Here is a 12,131-nt window from a genome sequence, read left to right as displayed (position 1 = left end):
ATCCGCTGCCTGTAGCGAGGAACCTCGCCACAAAGTCCGCATGCCCCCGAACCCCGGGCGCTGATTCAGCCAAGCCCAAGCGTTTTTCGCAGGATTGAATCGACGGGGCCTGTGGGCATGCGGTCTTTGCAAGATTGCGGGCGGTGCCAAAAACCCAGCAGCCTCGCTCTGAGAATTTGGTGGCCAGGGCGCGGCCAATGCCCGATGAGACACCGGTCACAACGACAACTGGGGAGTTCGACACAGCGCTGGCTCCTTGGGGGGTGAGGTGGTTATGCAGACGGCTCAGCGGCACACGAGGGCCGTTGGGCACAGTTTCCGGGTCTGCGGACGGGCGATTTCGCCCGTTCACACCGGTGTCTCCCTGGCCTCAAGGGGTTTGTTGTTGTCGGGCCGAATCCGGAACCAGATGGAATACATGGCGGGCAGGAATACAAGCGTCAGAACCGTCCCCGCCAAGGTGCCCCCAATCAGCGTGTACGCAAGAGCCCCCCAAAACACCGAATGGGTCAGAGGGATGAAGGCCAGGATCGCCGCGAGTGCCGTCAGGATCACCGGGCGTGCACGCTGCACGGTCGCCTCAACCACCGCTTGGAACGGTTCCAGTCCCTCTTGCTGGTTGTGATCGATTTGTCCTATCAGGATGAGCGTATTGCGCATCAGGATGCCTGACAGCGCAATCAGGCCCACCAGCGCATTGATGCCGAACGGCTGGCCGAAGACCAGCAGGGTGGGTACTACGCCAATCAGACCTAGCGGGCTCGTCAAAAAGACCATGACCATCGCGGAGATCGAGCGCACCTGGAAGATGATGATGAGCAACGTGGCCGCCAGCATGATGGGAAAGAGTGGCAACATGGCTTGGGTCGCCTTGCCCGACTCCTCGATGGAGCCGGCTTCTTCGATGCGGTAGCCGCCTGGCAACTTGTCCATGACGGGCCGCAGCTGCGCGGTGATGGCGGTGGAAACATCTGGAGGCTGCACGCCATCGGCGATATCGCCATGCACGGTGATCGTCGGCATCCGGTCGCGCCGGCGCAGGACGGGCTCCTCCATGCGCACATCGACTTTCCCAACCTGAGACAGCGGTATGCGTTGGCCATTGGCGCCAGACAGCGTGAAATCCGCAATCCTCGCAGGGTCGAGCCGGACAGCACCCGCCGAGCGGGCCACCACCTGCACCGTGCGAATGTCCTCGCGCACGGCGGTGACAGGCACACCGTTCAGGAAGAACTGCAGTTGCTGCGCCACCGCGCTGGAGGTCAGGCCTAGCGCTTGCAGCCGGTCCTGGTTCAAAGTGAAGTGCAGAGTGGGCGTGCGCGTACCCCAGTCGGTATTGACTGTGCGCATCATCGGACTGGTGGTCATGACCTGTTGCACTTCGGCCGCTATTTCGCGAAGCTTGTCGGTGTCGGGGCCTATGACCCGGTAGGCGACCGGAAACGGTGAATACGGGCCGAACACGAGCTGAGTAACACGCACCCGCGCCTCAGGGGCCAGCCCGTCGGCAACTGCCTGGCGCAGCCGGTGCTTCAACGCATCACGCTCTTCCTGGCTGCCCGTGCTGACCACGATCTTGGCAAACGAAGGGTCGGGAAGCTCTGGGCTCATCGCCAAGTAAAAACGCGGCGCGCCCTGTCCGACATAGGCTGTGACGATGCTGGCTTCTGCCTGCTTCGCCAGCCATGCCTCCACCTTTGCGGTTGCGTCGCTGGTCTGCGTGATCGATGTGCCGTAGGGCATCTGTACCTCGACCAGAACTTCTGGCCGATCCGAGATCGGGAAGAACTGTTTTTTGACGATACCCATGCCGAGGATGGCCACCACGAAAAGACCCACCACGGCGCTGGCGACGAGCCATTTGCGGGCGATCACGCGCCCCAACACCTGGCGCAAGCGGTTGTAGCGCTGCGTGTCATAGATCGCGGCATGGCCTCCCTCGACCTTTTTGAAGTCGGGTAGCAGCTTGACACCCAGGTAGGGCGTGAAAACCACCGCAACGACCCAAGACGCGATGAGCGCAATGCCGACGATCCAGAACATGTTGCTGGTGTATTCGCCCGCAGTCGATGCTGCGAAGCCATTGGGCATGAAACCAACCGCCGTGACCAGTGTGCCGGAGAGCATGGGGGCAGCGGTGTGGCTCCAGGCGTAAGCGGACGCGGCCACACGGCTGTAGCCCTCTTCCATCTTCACGACCATCATTTCGATCGCGATGATGGCGTCATCCACCAAGAGTCCGAGTGCCAGAATCAATGACCCCAGCGTGATGCGGTCGAAGTTCTTGCCCGTCGCAGCCATCACCACGAAGACGATCGCCAAGGTCAGTGGCACGGCAGCCGCGACCACCAGGCCTGCGCGCCAGCCCATGCTGACAAAGCTCACCAGCATGACCACGAGCAGTGCGGCAAAGAACTTGACCATGAACTCATCGACCGAGGCGCTGATGTTGACGGCCTGGTCCGTGACCTTGGTCAGGCCCATGCCCAACGGCAGGTCAGCGTTGATGGCGCTCACCTCACCATCCAGCGCCTTGCCCAGGTCCAGCCCATTCCAGCCCTCGCGCATGACAACGCCGAGCAGCAACGCAGGCTCGCCACCATTGCGGATCATGAAGGTCGCCGGGTCTTCATAGCCGCGCTGGACCGTGGCTATGTCCGACAGCTTGAGGGTACGGCCTTGCGCTGACACCGGCGTGTCGCGGATCTTCTGGAGTTCGTCGAACGGACCATCCAGGCGGACGAACACTTGCGGGCCCTTGGTGTCAACGGACCCTGCAGGTGTCAGGGCGTTCTGGCTGTGGAGTGCCGCGAACACGTCCTGCGGGCTGATGCCCAGAGTGCCCAGGCGTTCGTGCGAAAACTCGACATAGATGCGCTCGGATTGTTCGCCCGTAATGTTGACCTTCTTCACGCCAGGCACATGCAAAAGCCGCTGGCGCAGCGTCTCGGCGTCCCGCACCAGCACGCGCTGTGCCTCGCCCTTCGCCTTGAGCGCGTACAACGCAAACGTCACATCCGCGTATTCGTCGTTGACCATGGGCCCGATCACACCCAACGGTAGGTTGCCCACTTCATCCCCCACCTTTTTGCGGGCTTGGTAGAACTGCTCCTGCACCTGTGAAGGTGGCGTGCTGTCGAGCAACGTCAGCGTCGTGAACGCCAGGCCAGGCCGGGTGTAAGTTTCGGAGCGGTCGTACCAACGCAACTCTTGCAGCCGCTTTTCGATTTTTTCGGCGACCTGGTCCTGCATTTCCTGCGCGGAGGCGCCGGGCCACGCGGTCACGATGGTCATCACCTTCACGGTGAAGGCTGGGTCTTCCGCCCGGCCCAGTTGGAGAAATGCCACCAGTCCCGCCAGCGTGATGAGGGCGATCAGGAACAGGGTGATGGAGCGCTCGCGTACCGCGAGCGCCGACAGGTTGAAGCGGCTTGCGCTCACGGGCGGACTCCTGCTGCAGCGGCATCGGCCCGGTCTGCCACCGTCACTTGATCACCTTCGTGCAACAAATGCGCACCCAGCGCAACGATTTGCTCCCCTTGCTGGAGTTTGCCGGTGATGCGCGCGCCACTGTCCGTCAGGTGGCCGACCACAACGGGCTGCCAGTAGACTTTGGCGGGCGCGCCGCGGATGACCCAGACTCCCGGGCCCTTGCCCATGTCGATCAGCGCGCCAATGGGCACCAGTAGATCGCCAGGCGCAGCAGACGCTGCATCCAGAATCCGGACAGTGACCGTGGCGCCCAGGGGGGCGTTGGCGAGTTCGCCTCTGAGCACATAGCGCGCCTCAAAGGTGCGGGTCAACCGGTCGGCGGCATCCGAAAGCTGCCGCAGTGTGGTGGGCACCACCACGCCCTCTTTGCCAAACAATGTGGCCTGCCCGGCGGAACCGACTGCGGGGCGCACGGTTTCCGGGAGTTGTACGACGGCTTCGCGCGGACCTCCCCGCGCCATTCGCACCACCACTTGAGCGGCGGTCACGACCTGGCCGGGTTCGGCCAGCGTTTCCACCACCACGCCATCGCTGTCTGCCACCAGCTCTGCATAGCGGCGCGCGTTGAGAGCCAGGTCGGCCTGCGCCTCGGCGGCACTGAGTTGGGCTTTCGCAGCGTCCGCCGCCGCCTTGGCCTGATCGTAGGCCGTGGCCGATATCGCGCCCGTGCCCCGCAGATCGCGGTAGCGGGCTTCGTCGCCTTCTGTCTGCAGAGCGCGTGCCCGGGCTGCAGCCACCGCCTCCTGCTGCGCATGGACGGCGAGCCTCAGATCAGCGGGGTCGATGCGCATCAGCACCTGGCCCCGTTTGACGGCCTGCCCTGTGTCAACCAGCCGCTCTAGCACCTTGCCTGGCACGCGAAAGCCCAGGTCGCTCTGAACCCGGGCCGCTACGGTTCCGGTGAAGGTTCGCGACGAGGCGCCGGCCTCTTGGACCGTGGCGACGCGTACTTGCGGTGATTGAGTGCGCGGATCGGGCGGCGACTCATGGCCGCAAGCGATCAGCGCAAACGGCAATGCGCAGAGGACGGCAGAGATAGAAAGGCGGCGCCAAAGCATGAAAGTCCCAGTGACGAAGTGATCAGGACTTTCATTTTGTTTCTTGTGACTAATTTAGTCAATAGTCACAAGCGGATTTTTGGATCAAGGGGACAAACTTCGCAGAACCAAGCTCGACAAATGTGCCGGCGCCTCCTGGTTGTAGTCAAAACTGTGCTGCAACAGCAGAGGGTTGAGATAGGGCCGGATCACGAGGTAGACCGCTAGCGCCGTTTCGTCCACGGGCGTCTTGCGCTCAAAGTCTCCGCTCTGCCGCCCCTCCTGAAGGATGTCCTGAATCAGCTTCTGCGTGCGCTCCTCATAGGCCACGACCGAAGGCCACCGCTCGCTGGCGGCCGACGTGGCAATCTCAAACAGTTTGCGGTCCTGAAAAAACAGGCGCAGGCTTGCCTCAATGATGGTCTTGAACATCCGCCTCAGTTTTTCGGGGGGCAGATCGGTTTGTGCCACCGCCGCCCTCACCTCCCCTTCGATCTCGCGCAGGCAATTGGCGCAAATCATCTCGCCAATGGCCTGCTTCGATTCGAAGAATTTGTAGATGTAGGCCTTGGAGAAGCCGATGGCTCTGGCAAGGTCCGAGACGGTAGTCTTCTCATAGCCGTACCGGCTGAAGTGCTGGGTGGCTGCTGCGACGACTTGGTCTCTCACTTCATGGTCGGCCGGGCCGCGGGTCAGGACAGCCGGGGTGTCTGATTTTTTCATGGATGCAGCTTAGCCGTAGTTTCCTCAATGAACAACCAGTGACCATTTGGTATTATGGTCACAAATTCACACTTGGAAACTGCCATGCCAACCAAACACACCCTCGCCGCACTCACTGCTGCCTGCCTTTTGGCCGGTTGCGCGGTGGGCCCGAACTACGCGCGCCCTCACTGGCACGCGCCGGAACGGTACCCTGGCCAGACGACCGTCGAGCAACGGGCTGCGGCTGGCACGGTGGATCTTGCCGTCTGGTGGGATGGCTTCGGTGATGCGCAGCTGAGCCGGTTTGTGTCACTGGCGCTCGATCAGAACCTTGATGTCGCGCAGGCGTTCGCCCGCGTCACACAGGCGCGTGCAGGGCTGGGGGTCGCGAATGCTGCGCTGCTACCCTCCGGCTACGCCAGCGGCCAGGCCGCCAAGGCATACCAATCCGCGGAGACACCTCTTGGACAAGTCTTGGATTCCACGCCCGATTTCAACCGCCATGGCAGCGCTTACGAAATGAACGGTGGCGCCAGCTGGGAGCTGGACTTGTTCGGAGGCCTGCGCCGTGGGCGCGAAGCCGCACTCGCCGAGTACCAGGCGTCAGAAGCGGCCGCAGTGGCGGTACGGTTGGCTGTGGCCGCGCAAACGGCCGATGTCTACATCACCATCCGAGGACTTCAAACGCGCCTTGACCTCGCAAGGCGGCAGATTCAGACCCAGCAAGAGCTGTTTTCGACGGTCTCGCTCTTGCACAGCAAAGGGCTGGCGGCCGAACTTCAGCGCAGGCAGGCCGAAGGTGCGCTTGCCCAAGTCCGGGCGGCGTTGCCAGTGCTGGAGGCGGGGCTGGACACGGCCATGAACGCCCTGGATGTCATGCTGGGCTCACACCCCGGAACCCACCGGACCGACCTGGCGACTGCTGGGGCCTTTCCCGCCGCTCCGCGAATTGTCAGCACCGGATCGCCGGGCGAATTGCTCACGCGCCGGCCTGACCTGATTGCGGCCGAGCGCCGCCTTGCGGGATCGAACGCGCGCATCGGTATCGCCATGGCCGAGTACTACCCCAAGCTTTCGTTGAGTGGCTTGATCGGCAGTGCGACCTCCCTTTCCGGGGGCAACCTTTTCAGCAGCGGTGCCACGCAGTCCGCTGGCGTGCTGGGCCTGCGCTGGCGATTGTTTGACTTCGGGCGCATCAACGCACAAATCGAGTTGGCCAAAGGCCGGGAAGCCGAGCTGCTGGCCGCATACCGCTTGGCCGCCCTGCGCGCAACACAAGAAGTGGAGGATGCGTTTTCGGCGCTCGTGAAACGCGAAGAGCAGGCGGCGGCGCTGAGCCAAGGGGTTGACTCGCTGGGCCAGGCGCGAGCCGCTTCATTTGCTGCGTATCAGAAAGGTGTGGTGAGCCGGATCGAAGTCCTGCAAGCCGACGAAAGCCTGCTGCGCGTGTCGGATGCGCGGGCACAGGCACGCACAGAGTCTGCCCGTGCTGCGGTGGCGGTGTTCAGGGCCCTCGGTGGGGGCTGGCAGCCTCACCAATCCTGAAGTGGCATGTCCGGTTGCACGATGCCCAAAATGGCCTGCACCGTGGCCCGTGCGGCCCCCCGGTGCGCCGTGGCAAAACGGGTGGCGCGGCCGCTGGCGGCGGCCTGCTGCGTGGCATCCGTCGCCAGCCTGGCCGCCAGGGCCATGCCCGCGGCCATGTCGGGCACGCGCTGGGCGGCCCCCGCCGCACAGGCCAGCTCGGCCGCCTCGGAAAAATTGAAGGTATGGGGGCCCAGCACCACGGGGCAGCCACAGGCGGCGGCCTCGATCAGGTTCTGGCCGCCCAGGGGCGCAAAACTGCCGCCCAGCAAGGCCACATCGGCCAGGCCGTAGTACAGCGCCATTTCTCCCAGTGAATCGCCCAGCCACACGTCGGCCGCCTCGGGCTCTGCCGACCAGTGGGTGCGGCGCGACACGGTGAGTCCGGCGCGCAGGAGCAACTGCTGCACCTCGTCAAACCGCTGGGGGTGGCGCGGCACGATGAGCCACTGCACGCCGCTTGCTTCACTATTGATAGCATTTGGCGCTTTTCCATCAAGCGCTAGAGCCTGTTTTTGCTTGAAATTCTCGATCCACATCGCCTCCTCGCCCTCGCGGCTGCTCGCCAGCAGGACCACGGGGCGCCCGGTGTGGGCGCGCCAGGCCCGGCCCTGGGCAATTTGGGCGGCATCGGGCACCACGTCGAACTTGAGGTTGCCAAACACGCCGCGCACCGGGGCACCGATGGCCCGCAGGCGGGTGGCGTCGTCCTCGGTCTGCGCCCAGGCCGCGGCCAGGCCCCCATAGGCGGGCCGGGCCAGCGCGGCCAGCCGCTGGGCCTTGTGCAGCGACTTTGCGTTGAAACGCGCATTGGCCAGTACCAGCGGCACGCCACGCTGCTGGCAGCCTGCCACCAGGTTGGGCCAGACCTCGGTTTCCATGAGGATGCCGATGGCCGGGCGAAAGGTGCGCAGAAACCGCGCCACGGCGCCGGGCGTATCCCAGGGCTGCCACACCTGCACGTCGCCGGGCAGCAGCAGCTTTTCGCCCTCGGCCCGTCCGGTCGCCGTGCCATGGGTGAGCAACAGGCGCATGCCCGGAAGCTGCTCCCGCAGCTGGGTCAGCAAGATCGCGGCGGCACGGGTTTCGCCCAGCGACACGGCATGGACCCAGACAAATTGCCCCAGCGGGTCGACGCTGTGGTGCGAGACCATGCTGTCCATCGGCACCGGATACCGGCCAAACCGCTCGCCCACCGCATGGGCATAACCGGGCTCGGCCACGGCGCGGCGGCGCAGCTTGCGGCGCAGCAAGGGCTGCGCGCACCAGGTCACCAGCGAATACAGGGCGCGGGCAGCGTTCATTCGGAAAGGATCAGCCGATCAGCTCCACCACGCCGCCCGTCCAGCCACTGTCGCCCCGCGCAGCCCAGACCAGGCAGGCGCTGTCATCGGGCGCGGCTGCCACGCAGTGGCCACCGGGCGCCCAGAAGGCGCTGCGGCCCGCGCTCACATAGCCGCCGGACGGCCCGCTGTAGTTGGCTGCCAGCACCGCCATGTCGTGGTCGCGGGCGTAGCCCTGCAGCAGGGCCGATTCGGCCCCGTAGGCTTTTTCGGAAATCAGCACACCCGCCGCGTACAGCCCAGCGCCCGCATTGCTGGCGGCCAGTGCGTGTTCGGGGTGGGTGATGTCGGCACACACGGCCAGCGCCGTGGGTTCACCGGCCAGCAACAGCACCTGGGCGTCGTCGGTGCCAGCACTGGCGAACCGCTCCTCGCTGGGGTGCAGGTGGCGCTTGCGGTACAGCGCCACACTGCCGTCGGCCCCGAGCACCCAGGCGCCAATGGCCGGCAAGGCGCCCGCCACCACCGGCGCAGCCGGAGCGCCGACCACCAGGGTGATGCCGTGGTGCTGGGCCGCCTGCCGCAAAGGGGTCAGCGCGGGATGGTCGACCGACAGCACGTTGGCCGCCAGCAGCTTCGGTTCATACCCCGTGAGCGACAGCTCGGGAAACACCAGCACCAGCACACGTTCGTGCACCGCCGCCCGCACAAAGGCCAGGTGCGTTTGCACGTTGCGCGCCACATCACCCGGCGCCGAGGGCGACTGGGCAGCGGCAACACGCAAGGGGGTGGACAGTGACGGTTTCATGCGGGACGGTTCAACAACAAAAACGGAAGATGGGCGCGGCGGATTCGACGATACGGCGTCAGTGGCTGGCGGCGCCCACGTGGGCATCAGGCTTGACCCGGTGCAGCAGGGCCAGCATGGCCGCTTCGATGCGGGCCAGGGCCTCGGTGGTGTGGCCCTCAAAGCGCAGCACCAGCACCGGCGTGGTGTTGCTGGCGCGGATCAGGCCAAAACCGTCGGGCCAGTCCACGCGCAGGCCGTCGATGGTGCTGATGATGGCGGGCGCGGCGAAGGTATCGGCCGCCAGGGCCTGCAGCTCGGCGGTGAGGCGGTGCGGTTCGCCCTCGGCGCAGGCCACGTTCAGCTCGGGGGTGGAGAAACTGGTGGGCAGCGCGTTGAGCACGGCGCTCGGGTCGCTGCTCTTGCTCAGGATTTCCAGCAGGCGGCAGCCTGCATAGGTGCCATCGTCAAAGCCGTACCAGCGCTCCTTGAAGAAGATGTGGCCGCTCATCTCTCCGCCCAATGGGGAGTTGGTCTCTTTCATGCGGGCCTTGATGAGTGAGTGGCCGGTCTTGAACATCACCGGCACGCCGCCGGCGGCCGCAATGGCGGGCGCCAGGCGCTGGGTGCACTTCACGTCGAAGATGATCTCGCCGCCGGGCACGCGCGAGAGCACGTCTTGCGCAAACAGCATCATCTGGCGGTCCGGGAAGATATTGGTGCCATCCTTGGTCACTATCCCCAAGCGGTCGCCGTCGCCGTCGAAGGCCAGGCCCAGTTCGGCGTCGCTGCTCTTCAGGGCCTCGATCAGGTCGCGCAGGTTCTCGGGCTTGCTGGGGTCGGGGTGGTGGTTGGGGAAGTTGCCATCGACCTCGGAGAACAGCTCGATCACCTCGCAGCCCAGGGCGCGGAAGATGTCCGGCGCCGACGCACCGGCAATGCCGTTGCCGCAGTCCACCACGATCTTGATCGGGCGGGCCAGCTTCACGTCGCCCACGATGCGCTCGCGGTAGGCAGGCAGCACGTCCACATGGCGCACCGAGCCGCCGGGCAGCAGCCGCCAGGTTTCCTGCTCCATGGTGCTGCGCAGGGCCTGAATCTCTTCGCCATAGATGGCACGGCCATTGAGCACCATCTTGAAGCCGTTGTAGTCCTTGGGGTTGTGGCTGCCCGTGACCTGGATACCGCTGTTGCACAGCGTGCTGGCCGCAAAGTACAAGAGCGGCGTGGTCACCAGGCCCACGTCAATCACCTCGATGCCCGCCTCCACCAAGCCCTGGATCAGCGCACCCGAGATGGCCGGGCCCGACAGACGCCCATCGCGGCCCACCGCCACGGTGGTCTGCCCTTCGGCGCGGGCTGCCGTACCAAAGGCCCGGCCCAGGCCCAGGGCCACTTCTTCATTCAGGGTGGACGGCACGATGCCGCGGATGTCGTAGGCTTTGAAAATGGCGGGTGTGGGCTGCACGCAGGGGGCCTTTCGCGAAGGGGGGTGGACGGGTTTTGGAAGTCCGCTGCATTGTAGGCGCGCCCCCTGGGCCACTTCGGGCATGCGTGCAGGCACATGTCCGAAAACGGCCAGTGAAAACACCCCCGGCTCCTATGATCCGGCCCATGAATCCGCCGACCCCGCCCGCCACTTTGGCCACCGCCCCCCCCCTGGACGAGGGCCGCTATCTGGCCGTGCTGGCGCGCGATGCGCGTTTTGACGGGCACTTCTTCACCGCCGTGACCTCCACCGGCATCTACTGCCGCCCGGTGTGCGCCGTGCGCACGCCACGGCGCGAGAACTGCCGCTTTTTTGTGCTGGCCGCCCAGGCCGAGAGCGCAGGCTTTCGCCCCTGCCTGCGCTGCCGGCCCGAACTGGCCCCGCAGGCGCTGGTGTGGTCGGTGCAGGACGCCAGCGGCATCCTGGTGCAGCAGGCCGTGCGCCTGCTGGATGCGCCCGACCTGTGGCCCGCACCGTCCGCGCGTGGTGAAGGCAGCGCCACGGTGTCCCGGCTGGCCGAGCGCCTGGGCGTGAGCGACCGGCACCTGCGCCGTATTTTTGAGGCGGCCCTGGGCGTTTCGCCCCTGCAATACCTGCAGACGCGCCGGCTCCTAACCGCCAAGCAGCTGCTCACCGACACTCGCATGCCCGTCACCCAGGTGGCCTTGGCCAGCGGTTTTGCGAGCGTGCGGCGATTCAATGCGGCGTTTTCGGGGCACTACGGTCTGAACCCCACACAGCTGCGACGCAGCGGCGCCACCGCCGGGGAGCAGCCCACCAGCACCTTGCGCCTGGCCTGGCGCCCACCCTTTGACGTAACCGCGCTGCTGGCCTTCTTTGAACGGCGGCAATTCCATGGCGTGGAATGGGTGCTCCCGGAAGAGGCGACGCTGCGGCGCACGGTGCGCCTGCAGCATTCCGGTCCGGCCCACACCGGCCTGCCCGGCGAGACCACGGGCTGGTTCAGCGCACGCTTTGACATGGCCCGCCACCAGGTGCTGCTGCAGACCAGCGACAGCCTGTACCCGGTGCTGCCGCTCGTGATCCGCCGCGTGCGTGCCATGCTCGACCTGGACGCCGACCCCGCTGCTATCAACGCCGTGCTGCACCCGTACTTCCCGGACGGGGACGGGCTGCGCGTGCCCGGTGCATTCGACGGCTTCGAGCTGGCCGTGCGCGCCGTGCTGGGCCAGCAGATCACCGTGGCCGCTGCGCGCACCCTGGGCCAGCGGCTGGTGGAACGGCTCGGTGAGCCCATCGCCACGCCCTGGCCCGGACTGAACCGGCTGTTTCCCACCGCCGCCACGCTCGCCGTGGCCGACGGCGACACCCTGGGCCAGCTGGGCATCGTGCGCCAGCGCCAGGCCGCCATCGTGGCGCTGGCCCGCGCGGTGGACAGCGGGGGCCTGGCGCTGCATGCGGGCGCCGACGTGGCAGCCACCACGGCCGCGCTGTGCGCCCTGCCCGGCATTGGTGACTGGACCGCACAGTACATCGCCATGCGCGTGCTGCGCTGGCCCGATGCGTTCCCGGCCGGGGACGTGGCGCTGCACAAGGCTTTGGGCGTGCAAGGGCACAAGAACCCGTCCCGCGCCGCTGCCGAGGCCTCGCAGGCATGGCGGCCCTGGCGCAGCTACGCGGTGCTGCGCGCCTGGGCCGCAGGCACTCTGGTGGGTGCAGTGCCAGCAGCTTCATAACTATCAAATTAATAGCTATTAGCGCTTATTCATCAAGCGCTGGCTGCCAATTTCATC

At 65.8% G+C, this 12,131-nt stretch carries 8 protein-coding genes and 1 pseudogene; 2 read left to right on the top strand and 7 right to left on the bottom strand.

Annotated features, from left to right (window positions below; genetic code table 11):
* Positions 1 to 124: 124 nt before the first annotated feature.
* The 4 genes and pseudogenes from IB243_RS27050 to IB243_RS03590 all read right to left on the bottom strand — a co-directional run.
* Positions 125 to 244: pseudogene (locus IB243_RS27050) on the bottom strand (SDR family NAD(P)-dependent oxidoreductase); the annotation flags it as partial.
* Between the two features lie 104 nt (positions 245 to 348).
* On the bottom strand, positions 349 to 3,441 hold the full coding sequence (locus IB243_RS03600) for an efflux RND transporter permease subunit (protein ID WP_192425005.1): 3,093 nt from the start codon (positions 3,439 to 3,441) through the stop codon (positions 349 to 351).
* On the bottom strand, positions 3,438 to 4,550 hold the full coding sequence (locus IB243_RS03595) for an efflux RND transporter periplasmic adaptor subunit (protein WP_192425003.1): 1,113 nt from the start codon (positions 4,548 to 4,550) through the stop codon (positions 3,438 to 3,440). Before IB243_RS03595 ends, IB243_RS03600 begins: the two co-directional genes overlap by 4 nt.
* An 84-nt stretch (positions 4,551 to 4,634) precedes the next feature.
* Positions 4,635 to 5,252, bottom strand: a complete 618-nt coding sequence (locus IB243_RS03590) for a TetR/AcrR family transcriptional regulator (protein WP_010458298.1) — start codon at positions 5,250 to 5,252, stop codon at positions 4,635 to 4,637.
* A gap of 84 nt (positions 5,253 to 5,336) precedes the next feature.
* On the opposite strand from IB243_RS03590, the gene IB243_RS03585 reads away from it, so the two are divergent.
* Positions 5,337 to 6,779, top strand: coding sequence for an efflux transporter outer membrane subunit (locus IB243_RS03585; RefSeq protein ID WP_192425001.1), 1,443 nt, complete (start codon positions 5,337 to 5,339; stop codon positions 6,777 to 6,779).
* Here IB243_RS03585 and IB243_RS03580 read toward each other — a convergent pair.
* The 3 genes from IB243_RS03580 to IB243_RS03570 are packed head-to-tail and all read right to left on the bottom strand — an operon-like array spanning position 6,767 to position 10,356.
* Positions 6,767 to 8,122, bottom strand: a complete 1,356-nt coding sequence (locus IB243_RS03580; protein ID WP_192424999.1) for a 3-deoxy-D-manno-octulosonic acid transferase — start codon at positions 8,120 to 8,122, stop codon at positions 6,767 to 6,769. The genes IB243_RS03585 and IB243_RS03580 overlap by 13 nt on opposite strands.
* A 10-nt stretch (positions 8,123 to 8,132) precedes the next feature.
* On the bottom strand, positions 8,133 to 8,909 hold the full coding sequence (locus IB243_RS03575; protein WP_192424997.1) for a carbon-nitrogen hydrolase family protein: 777 nt from the start codon (positions 8,907 to 8,909) through the stop codon (positions 8,133 to 8,135).
* Positions 8,910 to 8,967: 58 nt separating this feature from the next.
* The gene (locus tag IB243_RS03570; protein WP_192424995.1) at positions 8,968 to 10,356 is read right to left on the bottom strand and encodes a phosphomannomutase/phosphoglucomutase; all 1,389 of its coding nucleotides are present in this window, start codon (positions 10,354 to 10,356) and stop codon (positions 8,968 to 8,970) included.
* Positions 10,357 to 10,502: 146 nt separating this feature from the next.
* Here IB243_RS03570 and IB243_RS03565 point away from each other — a divergent pair, with 146 nt between their 5' ends.
* On the top strand, positions 10,503 to 12,074 hold the full coding sequence (locus tag IB243_RS03565; protein ID WP_370540306.1) for a DNA-3-methyladenine glycosylase 2 family protein: 1,572 nt from the start codon (positions 10,503 to 10,505) through the stop codon (positions 12,072 to 12,074).
* Positions 12,075 to 12,131 lie beyond the last annotated feature (57 nt).

The sequence above is a fragment of the Acidovorax sp. ACV01 genome, from assembly GCF_014851495.1.
GTDB classification, from domain to species: Bacteria; Pseudomonadota; Gammaproteobacteria; order Burkholderiales; family Burkholderiaceae_C; genus Acidovorax; species Acidovorax radicis.
The sequence above is the reverse complement of the archived record's forward strand: the minus strand, read 5'-3'. Positions and strand labels throughout refer to the sequence as shown.

What these genes read in the sequence shown, in the direction of transcription:
- IB243_RS03595 (WP_192425003.1), bottom strand. Translation starts at nt 4,550, where the DNA reads ATGCTTTGGCGCCGCCTTTCTATCTCTGCCGTCCTCTGCGCATTGCCG.
- IB243_RS03590 (WP_010458298.1), bottom strand. Translation starts at nt 5,252, where the DNA reads ATGAAAAAATCAGACACCCCGGCTGTCCTGACCCGCGGCCCGGCCGAC.
- IB243_RS03585 (WP_192425001.1), top strand. Translation starts at nt 5,337, where the DNA reads ATGCCAACCAAACACACCCTCGCCGCACTCACTGCTGCCTGCCTTTTG.
- IB243_RS03580 (WP_192424999.1), bottom strand. Translation starts at nt 8,122, where the DNA reads ATGAACGCTGCCCGCGCCCTGTATTCGCTGGTGACCTGGTGCGCGCAG.
- IB243_RS03575 (WP_192424997.1), bottom strand. Translation starts at nt 8,909, where the DNA reads ATGAAACCGTCACTGTCCACCCCCTTGCGTGTTGCCGCTGCCCAGTCG.
- IB243_RS03565 (WP_370540306.1), top strand. Translation starts at nt 10,503, where the DNA reads ATGAATCCGCCGACCCCGCCCGCCACTTTGGCCACCGCCCCCCCCCTG.